Below are 17,199 nucleotides of genomic sequence, written 5' to 3'. Positions count from 1 at the left end.
GTCAGTCCTTCGTCGTGCCGGTTCGGATGCTGGTGCCGGTGAGCAGGTCGAGGTCGGCGGGTACGGTGCGGCCCGCGGCCCGGCGCTCGGCGGCGAAGTCGCGGGCCATACGGTCGAGCTCGGCGTCGGCGCGGGCGTCCAGGTCGTGCACGGCCGCGAGGCTCACGCCCTGGAAGACGAGCTTGAGCACCGCGTGCCGCCAGGTGTGCTGGTCCAGGTGCCGGGACCCGAAGGGGCCGACGGCCGCCGCGACGAGGCTGGGGTCGTTGGCCCGCAGGGCGTCGGCGGCGAGGTCGAGCCCGGCGGGCACGAGGTCGCCGACGTCGCCCCGCTCGGTCAGTGCGTCGAGGCCGCGCAGCACGCCGCGCCGCTCGGCGCCGTCGCCCTGGTGGTAGAGCGTGGTGAGGCGGTCGGCGCAGTCGGGGCCGGTGCCCACGGCGTCGGCCAGCGCGACGACGAGGGCCGCGCGGGCGGCGTCGTCGACGGTGCCGTGCACGACGCCGGCCGGGTCGCTGGCGGGGTGCACCGGGCCGCGCCCGACCCGGCGGGCCGCCAGGGCGAACGCGCGGGTGATCGTGTCCGGGTCGCGCGCGACGTCGGCGCGGGCGGCGGCGAGCCAGGCGGATGCGGGGTCCGGGCCGGCGTCCGGGCTGGTGGGGGTGTCGGTGCTCATGACACGGTCCTCTCGCTGAGGGGCGCTCCGATGACCGCGGCCCACGCCCGCATCAGGGCGGCCCGGCCGTCCAGGGCGAGCCGCGGCGCGTCGTGGGAGTGGCGGGGCAGCTCGATCGCGGCGACGCCGGTGTAGCCGATGTCGGCGAGCGTGGCGAGCACCTGCGGCAGGTCGATCTCGCCCTCGCCGAACGGGCGGTGCTCGTGGTGGGTGCGGGGCATGTCGTCGAGCTGCACGTTGCTCAGGTGGGGCGCGGCGGCGCGCAGTGCACCCTCGACACCGCCGGGTTCGACCACCAGGCAGTGCCCGACGTCGACGGTGATGCCCAGCTCGGGCGGCTCGCCGACGTCGGCCAGGAGACGCAGGGCGTCGTCGACCGTCTCGACGAGCATGCCGGGCTCGGGTTCGATCGCGAGCCGCACGCCGCGCTCGCCGGCGTACTGGGCCAGCGCGGGGATGCGGTCGCGGAGCCGGGCCCAGCCGTCCGCGGGGGCGGCGTCGTCGGGCAGGATCCCGGAGAAGAACGAGACGCAGGAGGCGTCCAGGTCGGCCGCGACCTCGATGGCCCGTTCGAGGAACCGCATCCGCAGGGCGGCGTCGCGGTCCACGAGCGTGGGCCGGTGCTTGCGCAGCGGGTCGAGCAGGTAGCGCGTGCCGGTCTCGACGACCACCGCCGCTCCCTTGCCGCCGCGCATGCGCGCCAGGTGGGACCGCACGGCGGCGACCTCGGTGGGCGCACCGGGGGCGAACGGGTCCAGGTGCGGGAACCCGAGCGTGAGCGCGACGGCGTCGTAGCCCACGTCGTCGAGCACGTCGAGCGCGGTGTGCAGCGGGTGGTCGCCGAAGCCGTTGGTGCCGTAGCCCAGCAGGAACGGGGGCCTCATGTGATGCTCACCCCCGCCCGGCCGCGGGCCTGGCCCAGCAGCCGCAGCCCGTACCCGGCGGCGGCCACCCCGGCGAGCAGCGCCGTGGTGCCCAGGCTTCCCGCCCGCGCCGCCCATGCCGCCTGGAGCGGCACCATGGCCTGGATCCCGGACCGGGTGGCGGTGCGGGCGTTGGCCGCGGTCGGCTCGGCCGCCGCGCGGACCTGGCCGGGCAGGGCAGCCGTCGTGTAGGCGGCGGCCGCCGCGACGGTGGCCCACCGCGCGACGGCTCCGCCGTTCCCGTTCCGCGACGGCGTGGCGGCCGCCGCGACGGCCCCTGCCACGGTTCCGGCGGCCACACTCCCGGCCACCTGCGGCGACGTGCCGTGCACCTCACCGCGCGAGAGCACGGTGACGCCGAGGGTGTGGGCCGTGAGCCCGGCGGCGGCCGGGAGCGCGGCCCGCACGCGGCCCGGCGTGGCACCGAGCAGCACGTCCAGCCCGCGGCACGCAGCCATGACGAACGGACCGGCCGGCCGGTCCTTGGCGACCAGGTCGTAGGTCCAGACGCAGGCGGCGAGCGGCACGGCGACGGCGAGCGCCCGCCGTCCGCCCGCGAGGCCCGCCGCCGTCAGGCCTCCTGCGGTGAGCGCGGCGCCGACCGTGAGTGCGCCCCGGGGCGTGATCCGGCCGGACGGGATGGGCCGCTCGGGGCGCTCGACGGCGTCGACGTGCCGGTCGCCGTAGTCGTTGAGCGCCATCCCGCCGAGGTACAGGCACGCGGACGCGACGGGCAGCAGCGCATGGCGGGCGCGCAGCGGCACGGGTGCCGCGGCCCGTGCGGCCGCCAGCCCGGCGAGCGAGTCCCCGACGACGGACAGCGCGGCGGGTGCCCGCACCAGCTCCGCGAGGTCCGCGAGCCGGGCGCGGCGCGCGGCGGTCGGGCCGGCCGCCGTGTCGCCGGGAGCCGACGACTGCGTGCGCAGCGGAGGGTTGAAGCGAGGGGTGAAGCGGCGGGACGCGCGCGTCGTCATGGGCGGGCCTGCGCGGTGCGGCGCACCCAGTCCTCCAGCGCGACCGCCTGGGCGGCGGCGTCGTGCACGTCGGAGGTCCACGGGTCCTTGAAGAAGAAGCCGAGCTCCGGGACGGGGCCGCTGATCCCGGCGGCGTGGGCGAGGGCGAGCAGGCGCGCCAGGTCGAGCACGAGCGGGGCCGCCAGCATCGAGTCGTGGGCGCTCCAGGTGGTCTGCAGCGTGATCCGCGACCCGAGGAAGCCCTCGACGTGCACGTGGTCCCACGCGACCTTGATGTCGCCCAGGTCGGGCACGTTGTCGATGTGCAGGGGCGTGGTCTCGCTGCCCGTCAGCGCTGTCAGGCCCCGGGTCTTGGTGGCGAGCTTGCTGCGCACGGCGTCGGGGTCGGCGAGCGTGGCGCCGTCGCCGCCGCCCAGCAGGTTGGTGCCGGACCAGGAGAGCACCTTCAGGCCGCGGGCGGCGAACGCGGGAGCCAGCACGGTGCGCAGCCAGGTCTGCCCGGTCTTGCCGTCCTGCCCGGCCACGGGGATGCCGCGCTCCCGCGCGAGCGCCGTCAGGGCGGGCACGCCCATGCCCGCCGAGGGGGTGAAGGCCGCGTACGACGCCCCGGCCAGGATCGCCGCGTACGCCGACACCGACGACGCGGGCAGCACCGCGCGGTCCGGGTCCGCCAGGGCGGTCAGCAGGGCCTCAGGGTCGTGGAGCTCGGGCACGTCGGTGACCGGCGGCTCCGTCGAGGACAGGTCGATCACCACGACCCGGGCGAGCCCGTGCCGGTCCCGGAACGCGGTGATGTCGCCGGCGAGGCGTTCGGCCACGGCCTGCTGGGACACGGGCTGCTGGGACACGGCGGCGTCCGGCCCGGAGCCGTGGCCGGCGTGCGGGTCGTACCCGGGCCGCACCTCGGCGTCGGCCCGTTCGACGGCGTCGTGCGTCGCGGCGAGCAGGCGCGGCGGGATCATCCCGGTCTCCACGAGCCGCTCGGCGCGCTTGGTCATGGTGACGGCCGAGATGTCGTGCCCGCCCACCACGAGGTCGGCGAACTCGGGCAGGCCCGCGGAGGCGAACGGCTCCCGCGCGGTCACGCAGCCGGTCGGCGGCGCCTGGGCGCCCGCGATGGCCGCGAGGCCCACCGTCGCGGTGGTGGCCACGGAGCCACGGGCTCCGACGAACCAGACTCCAGTGCGTTCTGCGGCGTGATGGCGTGCAGAGGCGTCGTGCATCATTGCTCCCCGGTCCGACGTCGTCGTCCCGAGCAACCTATCCGGACTTATGCCGATTAGCAAACAAAAGTTCAAAGTTCACCGCGAGAAGCGCGATTCCCGACATCGGCCGATGTTTCTCCGCCCTCCCGGCCGGGAGGGCGGAGAAACCGGAGCCCCGGCGCTCAGGCCAGGCGCACGTCCGCACCGCGCGACGTCACGGCGTCGAGCGAGGCGAGCACCCCGTCGAACTCCTCGCTCAGGGCCAGGGCGCCCGCCGCGACATTCTGCTCCAGGTGACCGGCGTCCCCGGTGCCCGGGATGAGCAGCGTGCCGGCCGATCGGCGCAGCAGCCAGGCGAGGCCGACCTGCGACGGCGTGACGTCGAGCGTGGCGCTCGCGGCGAGCACCGCCGGCTCGTCGGTGACCTTCGGCATGCCGGGGAACGCGCCGCCCAGCGGGAAGAACGGCACCCACGCGATGCCGTGGGCCGCGCAGAGGTCCACCATCTCCTCGTCGGGGCGGGCGACCAGGCTGTACGCGTTCTGCACGCACGCGATGCCGGCCGGGAGCGCCCGGCGCAGCACGTCCTGCGTCACGCTGCTCAGCCCGATCGCGCCGATCTTGCCCTCGTCACGCAGGGCGGTCATGACCGCGAGCTGGTCGTCGAGGTCGACCACCTGGTCACCTTCCGCCAGGACGCCGGGCAGGGTGTCCATGCGGCGCAGGTTCACCACCGGGATCTGCTCGGTGCCGAGGCTCCTGAGGTTGTCCTCGACGCTGGCCCGGAGCTGCTCGGGCCGCTGGGCCGCGCGCAGGGGCACCGGGCCGTGCGGGTCGGGGTCGGCCCCCACCTTGGAGACGACGACGGCGCCGTCCTCGGGCCGGAGCGTGTCGCGGAGCAGCTCGTTGACGAAGCCGTTGCCGTAGAACTGCGCGGTGTCGAAGTGGTCGACGCCGAGCTCGACCGCGCGGCGCAGGAGTGCGGCCGCGGCCGCGCGGTCACCGTGCAGCCGCTCGAGCTGCATGGCGCCGTAGCCGACGCGGGAGACGGTGTGGCCGGCGAGCGGCGCGGTGCCGCCGGGGCGCGGGGTGCCGGGCGTTTCGGGAGCGGTGCTGGATGTCATGGAAGACCAGTCCTCGTGCGATGATGGATGAAGCGGAGGACCCTCCGCTCTTCGACCGTAGCACAACCGGAGGTGCCTCCGCTTTGTCTGTCCCCGCATCCGGCCGTCCGGCGCGCTCCGACGCGCTCCGCAACCGCGGCAAGCTCGTGGCCGCCGCCCAGGAGGTGTTTGCCGCGTCGGACGACACCGTGTCGCTGGAACGTGTGGCCCGCGCTGCCGGCGTCGGGATCGGCACGCTGTACCGCCACTTCCCCACCCGCGAGGACCTCGTCGAGGCCGTGTACGGTGCCGAGCTGGACGCCGTCGCGGCCAGCGCCGCCGAGCTGCTCGGCCAGCTCCCGCCCGACCAGGCGCTCCGGGCGTGGATGGACCGCTACGCCGCCTTCGTCGCGACCAAGCGCGGCATGCTCGACACGCTGCGCACCGGCTGGGCGACGGGGCGCATCGACCAGTCCGTCACGCGGGAGCGCGTGGCGGCTGCCCTGGGCTCGATCCTCCAGGAGGGCGCGCGGACGGGGGTGCTCCGTGCCGACGTCGACCCGTCGGACGTCGCCGCGCTGCTGCTCGGGGCGCTCCTGTTCGTGGGCGCCGAGGGCCGGCCGGACCGGACCGAGCGCCTGCTCGACCTCGTCGCGGCGGGGCTGCGGCCGGAGGGGTGACCGTGGGTGCGGGTCCGCGCCGCGGTGCCGCCCGGCAGGGCCGGGGCCGCGTCCGGATCCTGGGCCGGGCTTTTGCCGATCGTCCGGCTGTGGCACCATGACCCGCATGACTCAGCGCTTCACCCCGAGCTCCACCCCGCGACAGGTGATCATCATTTCGTAGCGCGTCCGGCGAGAATCGCACCGGGCGCGCAGACCTTCCACACCCTGGAGGGTCTTTTTTGTTGGCCTGAAGACCTGGCACGGCCAGGTCGCACACATGGTTGGGAGCCTCGATGACCACCCCCTCGTTCCAGGTGTACGACACGACGCTGCGTGACGGCGCGCAGCAGGAGGGCATGAGCCTCTCCGTCTCCGACAAGCTCGCCATCGCGGCGCTGCTCGACGAGCTCGGCGTCGGCTACATCGAGGGCGGCTGGCCGGGGGCCGTGCCCAAGGACACCGACTTCTTCGCCCGGGCCGCCGCCGAGCTGACCCTGAAGAACGCGGTGCTCGCGGCGTTCGGCGCCACCCGCCGGGCGGGCGTGCGCGCGGGGGACGACCCGCAGGTGCGCGCGCTGCTCGACGCCGCGACCCCCGTGGTCACGCTCGTGGCCAAGTCGGACGTGCGGCACGTCGAGCGCGCGCTCAGGACGACCCGCGCCGAGAACCTCGCGATGATCAGCGACACCGTCGCGTTCCTCGTGGGCGAGGGCCGCCGCGTGGTGCTGGACGCCGAGCACTTCTTCGACGGCTACCGGTTCGACCGCGAGTACGCGACCAGCGCCGTGACCACCGCGTTCGAGGCCGGTGCCGAGGTGGTCACCCTCTGCGACACCAACGGCGGCATGCTGCCGACCTGGGTGGGCGAGATCGTCCACGAGCTGCGGGCCTCGACCGGCGCCGAGGCGGACGGCCTGCTCGGCGTGCACGCGCACAACGACAGCGGCTGCGCCGTCGCCAACTCGCTGGCGGCCGTCGAGGCGGGCGCGACCCACGTGCAGGGCACGGTCAACGGCTACGGCGAGCGCACCGGCAACGCCGACCTCATCACCGTCGTGGCCAACCTGGAGCTCAAGGGCGGCATGACCCTGCTGGCCGACGGCGGGCTGCGCGAGGCGACCCGGATCTCGCACGCCATCAGCGAGATCACCAACATCTCGCCGTTCGCGCGGCAGCCGTACGTGGGGGCCAGCGCGTTCGCGCACAAGGGCGGCCTGCACGCCAGCGCCATCCGCGTGGACCCCGACATGTACCAGCACACCGATCCCACGCTGGTGGGCAACGACATGCGCATGCTGGTCTCGGACATGGCCGGCCGCGCGTCGATCGAGCTCAAGGGCCGTGAGCTCGGCTTCGACCTCGCGGGCCAGGGTGAGCTGCTCTCGCGCGTCACCAACCGCGTGAAGGACGACGAGGCCGCGGGCTACACCTACGAGGCCGCCGACGCGTCGTTCGACCTGCTGTTGCGCTCCGAGCTGGGGCAGCGCCCGGAGTTCTTCGCCGTCGAGTCGTGGCGCACCATCGTGGAGACGGTGCCGGCCGGCGCCGCCCCGCCGTCGGTCCACGCGCCCGACGCCGCCGCCGTGGCCGAGGCGACCGTCAAGATCCGCGCCGGCGGCGAGCGGATCGTCACCACGGGTGAGGGCAACGGGCCGGTCAACGCCCTGGACCAGGCGCTGCGGCACGCGCTGTCGCGGGTCTACCCGGAGCTGGACCGGTTCGAGCTCATCGACTTCAAGGTGCGGATCCTGGACACGGAGCTCGGCACGGACGCGATCACGCGGGTGCTGATCGAGACGAGCGACGGCGAGCGGTCGTGGTCCACGGTCGGCGTCGGCCCCAACATGGTCGAGGCCGCCTGGGAGGCGGTCACGGAGGCGTACGTCTACGGCCTGCTGACCTCGGGCGTGGAACCCCGCCCGTGAGGTAGCGCCCTGGCGAGACAGAACGGTGGCGAGACGGAACCGCTGAGGTCCTGTCCCGCCACCGTTCTGTTCTCGGCGACGTGGGTCAGACGGCGGCCGGGCGGTCCAGCTTGGCGGCGCCGACGTGGAGCTGCGGGTCGCGGACGGCCTCGTAGGTGGCGCGGATCGCGGCCGAGGACCGGTCGTAGGTGCGCTGGGCGACACGGACGAACAGGTAGTCCACCACGGTGAGCTGCGCGATGCGGCTGGACATGGCGCCCACCCGGAACTGCGTCTCGCGTGCCGTGGTGGCCAGCACCACGTCGGACACCAGGCCGATCGGGGCGTCGGGGAAGTTGGTGATGGCCGCCGTCAGCGCGCCGCGCCGGCGCGCGATCTCCAGGGCCTGGTTGGTCTCGCGCGTCTGGCCCGAGTGCGAGACGGCCACGGCGACGTTGCCCGGCTCGAGCAGCGCCGAGGAGGCCAGCTGCTGGTGCGGGTCGGGGGAGCTGAACACGAAGACGCCGATGCGCTGCAGCTTCATCGCCAGGTCCGCCGCGGCGAGGTTGGAGGAGCCCACGCCGTACACGTCGACCCGCTTGGCCTCCGAGATGGCCACGGCCACGCGCTCGATCGCCGCGGTGTCGATCATGCGGGCCGTCTCCTCGATGGTCCGCGCCTCGTGGAACGCGATCTTGGAGACGACGGCCTCGATGTCGTCGGTCTGGTTGATCTCGCCCTCGGCGATACCGGACCGCTCCATCTCCACCTCGCGCCGGCTGGTCGCCTGCGCCAGGTCGATCCGGAACTCGGGGTAGCCCGCGTAGCCGACGGCGCGGCAGAACCGCACCACGGTGGCCTGTGACGTGTCGGCGTGACCGGCGAGCTCGGTGATGGTCGAGGCGACGACCGTGTTCGGGTCGTCGAGCACCGTCTGCGCCACACGCGCCTCCGCTGGGCGCAGCGTCGGCAGTGCGCGCCTGAGTCGGACGAGAACGTCACCTGTCATGTCGCATCTCCCGCAGATCGGGTGGTAGGCCTAGGGCTCGGAACATACACCCGTACCGGGGATTCGGGCACAACGGGGTGTGAAGGAGGCAGCCGACGGCTCGGCGTCACTGAAAGTCGTCACCCGGCAGCTCGGTGGCCGACAGCTCCGCGGTGAGGATGTCGTTCGCGTTCGCGTCCTCGGCGGACTCGCGCAGCGTGTGGTGACCGTCCACGCGGACGGTGAGCCACGGCCGGAAGCCGGCCACCGACTGCGGGGTGTCGCGCAGGCGGCGGGCCAGGTGGAGCGCACCGTCCAGCGGCGTGCCACCGCTCGGCACGAGCGACACGTCCGGCCGGTCCTCCGAGAGGTGCTTGGTGAGCGACACCGTCAGCGGCGACTCCTCCTGCACCAGGCGGCCGGTCGTGGAGGCCAGGGGCGGGATGCCGCGACCCAGGGCGCTGGACAGCGTGTCGGCGAGGTGCCGGCCCGCCTCCTCCAGGATGCGGATCGAGACGCCGTCCCCCTCGGCGGCCGCGATGATGACCTCCGGGGCCATCGAGGCGAGCTGCCGGGCGCGCTGGGTGTTCTTGTAGAACTGGTTGGGCCAGCTCTCGATGAGGCCGAACTTGGCGACCGCGGCGTCCAGCAGGCGCTTCGAGCCACCACGGCTGGCGCCGTCGTGGTAGCGGCCCGCCGCGCGCAGTGCCTCGCCGCCGACCCACACACCGGCGCCCAGGTCACCCAGCAGATGGCCCCAGCCGTCGGCGCGGCGCCAGCGGCTCACGCCGTCGTACCCGAACGCGACGGCGCCCGTGCCCACGGAGAGCACAGCACCCGCGCGGCCGCGCAGCGCGCCCAGGTGGGCGGTGAGCGCGTCACCGGCGACGGCGGTGCGGTTGGTCCGCAGCTCGCGGGCGAGGATGTCGTGCACCTCGAGCGGCTTCTCGACCAGCGAGGTCAGTCCGGTGATGCCGACGGCGGCGGACGCGACGGGCGCGGTGCTGCCGTCGCTCATGCCGTCCACGCCCATCCGGGCGGCCCACGCGTTGAACGACTGGCACAGGGAGGCGACGACCGCCGGGGCGTCGCTGCCCCGGTGGTTCACCTTGACGGCGCGGCCGTTCAGGCTGATGCGCTCGGGGTTCACGGAGTTGCCGAACTCGGCGACCAGGCGCGAGCCACTGCCGCCTACGTCGAGCGCGACGACCCAGGCGTCGACCGCCGTCTCATCAATACCCAGTGCGAGTTCGGACACCCGGTCATTCTGACACGAAACCAGGGCAAGGTTGTCTAAAGAGAGGAGTAAATTCTTGCCTGATCTGCGGCGCCTTCTCGCCAAAAGTCCGGATGTGCCCGACGCCGGGAACCCCACCTTCCGTACCTAAGGCGGGGACCGGCGTCGGACACCGCAGGCACCGTCGCCTACTGTGAACACGTGCGCGGAGAGTACAAGGTTCCATCGGGAAAGCTGGTTCGTGTCGAGACCGGTCTGGCCGCCGGGCGGCTGGCCGGGACGCGGGTGAGCGGAGACTTCTTCCTCGAGCCCGACGAGGCGCTGGAGGCCATGGGGGAGGCGCTCGACGGGATGCCCGCGGACGCCTCCAAGGCCCAGCTCGCCGAGGCCGTGCGGGGTGCCCTCGAGGGGGCCACCGCCGTCGGGTTCGACGCCGACGCCGTGGCCGTGGCCACCCGGCGGGCGCTCGGCCGTGCGACCGCTTGGGAGGACCACGAGTTCGAGGTGATCCGGACCCCCGCGGTCTCGCCCCTGCTCAACGTGGCGCTCGACCAGGTCCTGACCGAGGAGCTGGGCGCCGGCCGCCGCGGGCCCACCCTGCGGTTCTGGGAGTGGGACGAGTCCGCCGTCATCATCGGCTCGTTCCAGTCCCTGCGCAACGAGGTCGACGCCGAGGGCGCGGCACGGCACGGGGCCCGCGTGATCCGGCGGATCTCCGGCGGTGGCGCCATGTTCATGGAGCCCGGCAACACCATCTCCTACTCGCTGTACGTGCCGGGCTCGCTCGTGGACGGGCTCAGCTTCGAGCGGTCCTACGCCTTCCTGGACGACTGGGTGATCGGCGCCCTGCACGGGCTCGGGATCGACGCCACCTACGTGCCGCTCAACGACATCGCCTCGCCCGCCGGCAAGATCGCCGGCGCCGCCCAGAAGCGGCTCGCCGGGGGTGCCGTGCTGCACCACGCGACCATGGCGTACGACATGGACGCCACGAAGATGACCGAGGTGCTGCGGATCGGTCGCGAGAAGCTCAGCGACAAGGGCACCCGCAGCGCGAACAAGCGCGTGGACCCGCTGCGCTCGCAGACCGGGCTGGGCCGGGCAGAGGTCATCGACGCGCTGGAGGCCGCGTTCCGGGCGCGGTACCGGACGGTCACCGGAGAGGTCACGACGCGGGAGTGGGAGCTGGCGGACAAGCTCGTCGAGTCGAAGTTCGGCACCCCGGAATGGACGGCGCGCGTGCCCTAGGGCCGGTACGGACAGACCGTGCCATGATGGGCAATCACGGTTTGGTAACACCCCTAGCAGATACATCAGTGCGTCAGTAATCTCCACGCAATGCCGCGTATTGGGAAGTTCATTTCTCAGAAATATCACCTGGCTACTCTCGCGGCACCGAGCGAAAGGAAGCCGAACGATGAATCGAGCGATGCGGCGGCCGGTGGCAGCGGCCACGGGCGCGGTGCTTCTCGCGGCCACGGTGGCGGCGTGCGGCGGCGGTAGCGGCGGCGACACCGAGGGCGACGGCTCCCTCAGCGTCTGGATCATGCAGGGCACCAACCCCGACGCCGACGCGTTCTTCGACGACGTCGCCGCGGCGTTCGAGGAGGAGACCGGCGCGACGCTCGACGTGGAGTTCGTGGAGTGGGGCGACGCCCACGACCGGTTCGTCACCTCCATCGCGGGTGGCACCACCCCCGACGTCGCCGAGACCGGCACCACCTGGACCCCCGAGTTCGCCGACGCCGGCGCGCTCGCCCCGCTCGACGAGTACGTGGACCAGGCCGGGGTCACCGACGACCTGGTCGAGGGCCTGGTCGAGGCGGGCACGTACGACGAGCAGCTCTACGGCATGCCCTGGTACGCCGGCGTGCGCTCGCTCGTGTACAACACGGAGATGTTCGAGCAGGCCGGCGTCGAGCCGCCCACCACGTGGGACGAGCTGGAGGAGGCGGCCGCGGGGCTCAAGGAGGAGTTCCCCGACAAGATCGCGGTCGCGGTACCCGGCGACGCCGAGTTCACCGTGTACCCGTGGGTCTGGGGCGCGGGCGGCGAGGTCGCGACGCTGGACGGAGACATCTGGACGTCCGGCCTGGACAGCCCGGAGTCGCAGGAGGGCATCGAGTTCTGGACGGGCCTGGCCACCGAGGGCGGCTACTCGTCGACCGGAGCCACGACGTGGCGCGAGACGGACGTGCTGGACTCGTTCGCCGCGGGCGACGTGGGCATGGCCGTCATGGGCTCGTGGACCCCCGGCGCGATCGTCGAGGCCAACGCCGACATGGAGGGCAAGTTCGCCGCCGTGCCGATCCCGGGGCAGGACGGCGGCATCGCGCCGTCGGTGCTGGGCGGCTCGCACCTGAGCATGTTCGAGACGGCGCAGGACAAGGACCTCGCCTGGACGTTCATCGAGATGATGACGACCGGCGAGTTCGCGCAGCAGTGGGCCGAGCAGTCCGGGTACTTCCCGGGCCAGGTGTCGCTGCTGGACGAGACCCTGGCGAGCACCGACCCGCTGGTGGCGCCGTTCGCCGAGCAGTTCGTGGACGGCGGCGCGTCCGTGCCCGCGGCCCCCACCTACGGCGCGGTGCAGGCGAAGCTGACGACGAGCACGATGATGCAGTCGATCCTCTCCGGGGAGTCGGACGTCGCCACGGCGTCGGCCGCCGCGGCGGAGGAGATGACGAACGTGCTGAACGGCGCTGGATGACGGCGTCGGCCCCACCCACGCCGCGGCCGGTCCCGACGGGGGCCGGCCCGGCGGCCCGCAGGACCGCCGGCGGGCGGTCGGGCAGCTGGTCGGGCAGGGCCAGGGCCGCCGCGGCGCGGCCCTGGCTGCTGCTCGCGCCCGCCCTGCTCGTCCTGGCGGTCCTGCTGCTGTGGCCGCTGGTGCGGGTGTTCCTGTTCTCCCTGCAGGACTACGGCCTGCGCGAGATCACCACGGGCGAGCCGAACTGGATCGGCCTGCGGAACTACACCGAGATCCTGACCGCCCCCGAGCTGTGGACCGTGGTGCTGCCCAACACCGTGGGCTTCGCGGTGCTGTCCGTGGCCGGCACGGTCGCGTTCGGCACGGCCGTCGCGGTGCTGCTCGCCTCCCTGGGCACGTTCTGGCGCACCGTGACCTCCAGCGCGATCATGGCGGCGTGGGCCATGCCCGCCGTCACCGGCACGTACGTCTGGGTCTGGATCTTCGACGCCGACCGCGGCGTCTTCAACGACACCCTGATGAACCTCGGGCTCCTGGACGACCCCACCAACTGGTTCACCGGCCGGTGGACCTTCTACGCGATCGTGCTGCTCAACGTGATCCACCACGGCTTCCCGTTCGTCGCGGTGACCGTGCTCGCCGGCCTGCTCGGCGTGCCCAAGGAGATGCTGGAGGCCGCCGAGATGGACGGCGCAGGCTCGTTCCGGCGGTTCTTCTCCATCATCGTGCCGCAGCTGCGGCAGGTGTTCGCCGTCGTGATCATCCTGTCGACCATCTGGGACTTCAAGGTGTTCGCGCAGGTGTACCTCATGCCCGGCGGCGCCGGGTCGAACCGGTCGGTGCTGAACCTCGGCGTGTGGTCGTACGTCGAGTCGTTCGGGCAGAACCGGTACGGGTTCGGCTCGGCCATCGCCGTGCTGCTCACGCTGCTGCTGCTCGCGATCACCGCGGTCTACGTCCGCACCGTGCTGGCGGAGGAGGAACGATGAGTGCACGACGGTCCCCGCTGCGCCAGGTCAGCAAGGGGGTGCTGGTCGCCCTCCTGCTCGTGTTCACGCTGTTCCCCGTCTACTGGATGCTGAACAGCTCGCTCGACGCGCAGGCCGGGCACACCAGCAGCTTCTGGCCGGCCGAGCCCACCCTCGACCACTACACGTTCGTGCTCACCGAGGGCGGGTTCGGCACGTTCCTGCGCAACTCGCTGCTCGTGGCGCTCGGCACCGTGCTCGTCTCGTCGCTGCTCGCGCTGCTGGCGTCCGTCGCGGTGGCCCGCTTCCGGTTCCGCATGCGCACCCAGATCCTCATGCTCGTGCTGATCGTGCAGATGGTGCCCCTGGAGGCGCTCGTCATCCCCCTGTTCGTGCAGGTGCGCGACCTCCAGCTGCTCGGCACCCTGCTCGGCCTCGTCGTGGTCTACGTGGCGCTCGCGGTGCCGTTCGGGATCTGGATGCTGCGCGGGTTCGTCGCGGCCGTCCCCGTCGAGCTGGAGGAGGCCGCCTACCTCGACGGCGCGAGCTGGGGCCGCATGTTCTGGTCGGTCCTGCTGCCGCTCGTGGCGCCCGGGCTCGTGGCCACCAGCATCTTCGGCTTCATCACGGCGTGGAACGAGTTCATCTTCGCCATGACGATGCTCGGCGGTGCCACCGAGAGCTACACCGTGGCGATCGGGCTGCGGTCGTTCTTCGGCATCCACTCCAACGACTGGGGCGCCATCATGGCGGCCTCCACGATCATCACCGTGCCCGTGATGATCTTCTTCGTGCTGGTCCAGCGGCGCCTCGCCTCCGGTCTGACCTCGGGGGCCGTGAAGGCATGAGCGCGGAGCTCGGCGGCCGCCTCGGGCGGGCCGTGAACGGCGTGCTCCTGCCGGGCTTCGAGAGCCCCGGCGGGCACGTCCCCGGCTGGCTGGCCGACGCCGCCCGCGCCGGCCTGGCCGGTGTCGTCTACTTCGCCCGGAACACGCCGGACGTCGAGACCACCGCGGCGCTCTCCGCGGCGCTGCACGCGATCTCGCCCGACCTGCTCGTCGCCGTCGACGAGGAGGGCGGCGACGTGTCGCGCCTGGAGGCCGCGAGCGGGTCCTCGCTGCCCGGGGCGGCCGCGCTCGGCGTCCACCCCGGCGGGCCCGCCGTCTCGCTCGACGCCGGGCGTGCACTGGGCCGGCTGCTGGCGGCCACCGGTGTCGACCTGCTGCTCGGCCCGGTGCTCGACGTCGTGTCCGAGCCCGACAACCCCGTGGTCGGCGTGCGGGCCTTCGGGACCACGCCCGAGGTCGTCGCGCAGCACGGCATCGCCTTCGCCCGCGGCGTGCGCAGCGCCGGCGTCGGCGTGTGCGGCAAGCACTTCCCCGGGCACGGCGCCACCACCGTGGACTCCCACATCGGGCTGCCCGTCGTGGACGCGCCCCTCGCCGTCGTCCGGGAGCGGGACCTCGTCCCGTTCGCGCGCGCCCTGTGCACCGACGGCGGCCAGGCTCCCGGAGCCGGACCGCGCGACCAGTCCCGGCTCGACGCCGTCATGACCGCCCATGTGCTCTTCCCCGCGATCGGGCCCGCGCCCGCCTCCGTCGAACCCGCTGCCACGCGGCTGCTGCGCGAGCTCGGCCACGACGGGCCGGTCGTCACCGACGCGCTCGACATGGGCGCCCTGCGCCGGCTCACCGGCACGGTGGGGGAGGCCGCGGTGCGCGCCGTCGAGGCCGGCGCCGACCTGCTCTGCCTCGGCCTGGACCCGGCCCTCTACACCGAGGCGTACGACGCGCTCACCGCCGCCGTCGCATCCGGCCGGCTGACCGTCGAGCGCCTGGAGGAGTCCGCGGGCCGGAACCGGGCACTGGCGGCGGACGTCCGCGGCCGTCGGGCGGCGGCAGGGACGACGACGGGAACCGCCCCCGCCCGGGCGGCTCTCGCGGAGCTGGCCGAGGTCGGCGCGCGGATCGCGGACGTCGTCGTGCACGTGCGGGGCGCCGGCCCGGTGCCGCTGCCGCCCGACGCGTCGCCCGACGTCGTGGACCTGCGGACCCGGCTGGACCACGCGGCGGGTCGCACGGCGCGGCACGTGCAGTCGGCGCTCGCGGCGGCTTGGCCGGGAGCCCGGGAGCTCCCCGCCGAGGGTGATCTGGAGAGTGGTGCCGAGGGAGCAGCGGACCCGCCGGAGACGGGCGACCTGCGTGCCGTCGACGATTCGTCCGCGGGTGTCATCCCTGGTCAGAGCCCTGCCGGGGAGATGCCCGCAGAACTCGGCCTGGATGAACGCGGACTTGCCGTGCTTATTGCCCGATTCACCCGGTACGGTGTATCGGCGGATCTCGACAGAAGCAGGCTCGAACGTGGTGCAGAATTTCCTGGACACTTGTCCAACATGGCACCGCGCCGCGAACCACTCGTCGTGATCACCCGTGAACCCGTCCCGGGTTCGGCCGAACGGGCCCGGCTGGAACAGCTCTGGGCCGTGCGGCCGGACCTCGTCGCGGTCCACACGGGCCTTCCGGGACCGGTCGAGGACTGGTTCGGGACGCTGCGTGACGGGGGGCCGGCGGTCGTGGTGGCGTGCGGGACGGGTCGTGCGAACGCGGCGGCCGCCGTCGCGCGCCTCCAGGGGCGATGAACTACGGACACAGCGAGACAGAGCACAGGATCAGCGAGGGAAAGGGGCACGCCGATGATCGCGGAGGCGGGATTCCAACGGCACGCACAGTCGGCGCCACGCCCGGTCTCACCCACCGAGGAGCGCAACCCGCGCACCCGTGACATCGACGTGGTCTCCACGGCGGACATGGTGCGCATGATCACCGACGAGGACGCCGCGGTGATCGCCGCCGTCCGCGCGGCGCACCCGCGCATCGTCGAGGCGGTCGACCTGGCCGTGGAGGGCATCCGGGCCGGCGGGCGCGTGCACTACGTCGGTTCGGGCACCTCGGGCCGCATGGGCCTGCTCGACGCCGCCGAGCTGCTGCCCACCTACGGCGTGGGCGAGGAGATGTTCGTGCCGCACCTGGCGGGCGGCCTCGGCGCCTTCAAGAAGGCCGTCGAGGGCGCCGAGGACGACGGCGCCGCCGGTGCCGCGCTCGTCGCCGACGTGGGGCCCGCCGACATGGTGTTCGGCATCGCGGCCAGCGGCAACACCCCGTACGTCGGTGGCGCGCTCGACATGGGCCGCTCGCGCGGGTCGCGGACCGTGCTGCTCGCGTCCAACCCGTTCGCGGCCCTGGCGCCGAAGGCCGACGTGCCCATCCTGGTGAACACGGGGCCGGAGGCCATCACGGGGTCCACCCGCATGAAGGCCGGCACCGCCCAGAAGATGGTGCTGAACACCTTCTCGACCGCGGTGATGGTGCGGCTGGGCAAGACCTACTCGAACCTCATGGTCGAGGTGCTCGCCACCAACGCCAAGCTGCGCCGTCGCCTGGTCCGCCTGCTCACGCAGGCCACCGACCTGGAGCCGGACGTCTGCGAGAACGCCCTGGCCGCGACCGACGGCGACCTGCGGGCCGCCCTCGTGATGCTGGTCGCGGGCGTCGACCGCTCGGCGGCGTTCGCGGCGCTCGCGCCCGCCCCGGGCAGCTTCGGCACCCCGTCGGTCCGCGAGGCCCTCTCCCGCCTGGGCGTCACCCCGCGCTGACCCCGGCTTGCTGCCCGGCAGGCTTGTCTCGTGGGCATGTCCGCGCGAGGTCGTGAGTGCCCTCCGAGTCGTGACTTTCCTGCGGGGTCGTGCCTGCCCTGCGAGGTCGTGACTTTCCTGCGGGGTCGTGCCTGCCCTGCGAGGTCGTGACTTTCCTGCGGGGTCGTGCCTGCCCTGCGAGGTCGTGACTTTCCTGCGGG

At 73.4% G+C, this 17,199-nt stretch carries 15 protein-coding genes; 8 read left to right on the top strand and 7 right to left on the bottom strand.

Going from position 1 to position 17,199, the window contains the following annotated elements; genetic code table 11:
* Position 1 precedes the first annotated feature (1 nt).
* The 5 genes from ACIG47_RS26210 to ACIG47_RS26190 all read right to left on the bottom strand — a co-directional run bounded on the left by ACIG47_RS26210 (position 2) and on the right by ACIG47_RS26190 (position 4,899).
* A complete protein-coding gene (locus tag ACIG47_RS26210; protein ID WP_397433998.1) occupies positions 2-673 on the bottom strand; it encodes an EboA domain-containing protein in 672 nt (223 codons plus the stop codon).
* Positions 670-1,557, bottom strand: a complete 888-nt coding sequence (locus ACIG47_RS26205; RefSeq protein ID WP_397433997.1) for a sugar phosphate isomerase/epimerase family protein — start codon at positions 1,555-1,557, stop codon at positions 670-672. Before ACIG47_RS26205 ends, ACIG47_RS26210 begins: the two co-directional genes overlap by 4 nt.
* A complete protein-coding gene (locus tag ACIG47_RS26200) occupies positions 1,554-2,570 on the bottom strand; it encodes an SCO3242 family prenyltransferase (RefSeq protein ID WP_397433996.1) in 1,017 nt (338 codons plus the stop codon). Before ACIG47_RS26200 ends, ACIG47_RS26205 begins: the two co-directional genes overlap by 4 nt.
* Entirely contained in the window at positions 2,567-3,793 is a 1,227-nt protein-coding gene (locus ACIG47_RS26195; RefSeq protein WP_397433995.1) for an inositol-3-phosphate synthase, read from the bottom strand. The genes ACIG47_RS26200 and ACIG47_RS26195 overlap by 4 nt, the downstream gene beginning before the upstream one ends.
* 164 nt (positions 3,794-3,957) lie before the next feature.
* Complete coding sequence (locus tag ACIG47_RS26190) at positions 3,958-4,899, bottom strand: aldo/keto reductase (protein WP_397433994.1); 942 nt, start codon at positions 4,897-4,899, stop codon at positions 3,958-3,960.
* Positions 4,900-4,982: 83 nt separating this feature from the next.
* Here ACIG47_RS26190 and ACIG47_RS26185 point away from each other — a divergent pair, with 83 nt between their 5' ends.
* Both ACIG47_RS26185 and cimA read left to right on the top strand, forming a co-directional pair.
* Positions 4,983-5,558, top strand: a complete 576-nt coding sequence (locus ACIG47_RS26185; protein WP_397410564.1) for a TetR/AcrR family transcriptional regulator — start codon at positions 4,983-4,985, stop codon at positions 5,556-5,558.
* A 275-nt stretch (positions 5,559-5,833) separates the two neighbouring features.
* Positions 5,834-7,465, top strand: coding sequence for a citramalate synthase (gene cimA, locus ACIG47_RS26180; RefSeq protein ID WP_397433993.1), 1,632 nt, complete (start codon positions 5,834-5,836; stop codon positions 7,463-7,465).
* 85 nt (positions 7,466-7,550) lie between these two features.
* Here cimA and ACIG47_RS26175 read toward each other — a convergent pair whose 3' ends face one another.
* On the bottom strand, positions 7,551-8,453 hold the full coding sequence (locus ACIG47_RS26175) for a MurR/RpiR family transcriptional regulator (protein WP_397411657.1): 903 nt from the start codon (positions 8,451-8,453) through the stop codon (positions 7,551-7,553).
* A gap of 106 nt (positions 8,454-8,559) precedes the next feature.
* Positions 8,560-9,690, bottom strand: coding sequence for an N-acetylglucosamine kinase (locus ACIG47_RS26170; RefSeq protein ID WP_397411655.1), 1,131 nt, complete (start codon positions 9,688-9,690; stop codon positions 8,560-8,562).
* Positions 9,691-9,870: 180 nt separating this feature from the next.
* On the opposite strand from ACIG47_RS26170, the gene ACIG47_RS26165 reads away from it, so the two are divergent.
* From ACIG47_RS26165 to murQ, 6 genes are all read left to right on the top strand, one after another.
* Positions 9,871-10,917 (top strand): biotin/lipoate A/B protein ligase family protein, encoded by a 1,047-nt coding sequence (locus ACIG47_RS26165; protein WP_397433992.1) that lies wholly within the window; start codon positions 9,871-9,873, stop codon positions 10,915-10,917.
* A 169-nt stretch (positions 10,918-11,086) separates the two neighbouring features.
* The gene (locus tag ACIG47_RS26160) at positions 11,087-12,379 is read left to right on the top strand and encodes a sugar ABC transporter substrate-binding protein (RefSeq protein WP_397433991.1); all 1,293 of its coding nucleotides are present in this window, start codon (positions 11,087-11,089) and stop codon (positions 12,377-12,379) included.
* Positions 12,376-13,368: a carbohydrate ABC transporter permease gene (locus ACIG47_RS26155; protein WP_397411649.1), complete on the top strand. Its 993-nt coding sequence runs from the start codon at positions 12,376-12,378 to the stop codon at positions 13,366-13,368. Before ACIG47_RS26160 ends, ACIG47_RS26155 begins: the two co-directional genes overlap by 4 nt.
* A complete protein-coding gene (locus tag ACIG47_RS26150; protein WP_397433990.1) occupies positions 13,365-14,195 on the top strand; it encodes a carbohydrate ABC transporter permease in 831 nt (276 codons plus the stop codon). The genes ACIG47_RS26155 and ACIG47_RS26150 overlap by 4 nt, the downstream gene beginning before the upstream one ends.
* Entirely contained in the window at positions 14,192-15,985 is a 1,794-nt protein-coding gene (locus tag ACIG47_RS26145) for a glycoside hydrolase family 3 N-terminal domain-containing protein (protein ID WP_397433989.1), read from the top strand. The genes ACIG47_RS26150 and ACIG47_RS26145 overlap by 4 nt, the downstream gene beginning before the upstream one ends.
* Positions 15,986-16,039: 54 nt before the next feature.
* Complete coding sequence (gene murQ, locus ACIG47_RS26140; protein WP_397411643.1) at positions 16,040-16,999, top strand: N-acetylmuramic acid 6-phosphate etherase; 960 nt, start codon at positions 16,040-16,042, stop codon at positions 16,997-16,999.
* Positions 17,000-17,199 lie beyond the last annotated feature (200 nt).

This window comes from Promicromonospora sp. NPDC052451 (assembly GCF_044547525.1).
GTDB lineage: Bacteria > Actinomycetota > Actinomycetes > Actinomycetales > Cellulomonadaceae > Promicromonospora.
Note: the sequence above shows the minus strand (reverse complement) of the source record. Positions and strands in the feature narration are given on the sequence as shown.

Bases quoted from the DNA above. Each gene is read 5' to 3' on its own strand.
- ACIG47_RS26150 (WP_397433990.1), top strand. From the start codon at position 13,365: ATGAGTGCACGACGGTCCCCGCTGCGCCAGGTCAGCAAGGGGGTGCTG.
- murQ (WP_397411643.1), top strand. From the start codon at position 16,040: ATGATCGCGGAGGCGGGATTCCAACGGCACGCACAGTCGGCGCCACGC.
- ACIG47_RS26175 (WP_397411657.1), bottom strand. From the start codon at position 8,453: ATGACAGGTGACGTTCTCGTCCGACTCAGGCGCGCACTGCCGACGCTG.
- ACIG47_RS26200 (WP_397433996.1), bottom strand. From the start codon at position 2,570: ATGACGACGCGCGCGTCCCGCCGCTTCACCCCTCGCTTCAACCCTCCG.
- ACIG47_RS26160 (WP_397433991.1), top strand. From the start codon at position 11,087: ATGAATCGAGCGATGCGGCGGCCGGTGGCAGCGGCCACGGGCGCGGTG.
- ACIG47_RS26155 (WP_397411649.1), top strand. From the start codon at position 12,376: ATGACGGCGTCGGCCCCACCCACGCCGCGGCCGGTCCCGACGGGGGCC.
- ACIG47_RS26205 (WP_397433997.1), bottom strand. From the start codon at position 1,557: ATGAGGCCCCCGTTCCTGCTGGGCTACGGCACCAACGGCTTCGGCGAC.
- ACIG47_RS26210 (WP_397433998.1), bottom strand. From the start codon at position 673: ATGAGCACCGACACCCCCACCAGCCCGGACGCCGGCCCGGACCCCGCA.
- cimA (WP_397433993.1), top strand. From the start codon at position 5,834: ATGACCACCCCCTCGTTCCAGGTGTACGACACGACGCTGCGTGACGGC.
- ACIG47_RS26190 (WP_397433994.1), bottom strand. From the start codon at position 4,899: ATGACATCCAGCACCGCTCCCGAAACGCCCGGCACCCCGCGCCCCGGC.
- ACIG47_RS26145 (WP_397433989.1), top strand. From the start codon at position 14,192: ATGAGCGCGGAGCTCGGCGGCCGCCTCGGGCGGGCCGTGAACGGCGTG.
- ACIG47_RS26195 (WP_397433995.1), bottom strand. From the start codon at position 3,793: ATGCACGACGCCTCTGCACGCCATCACGCCGCAGAACGCACTGGAGTC.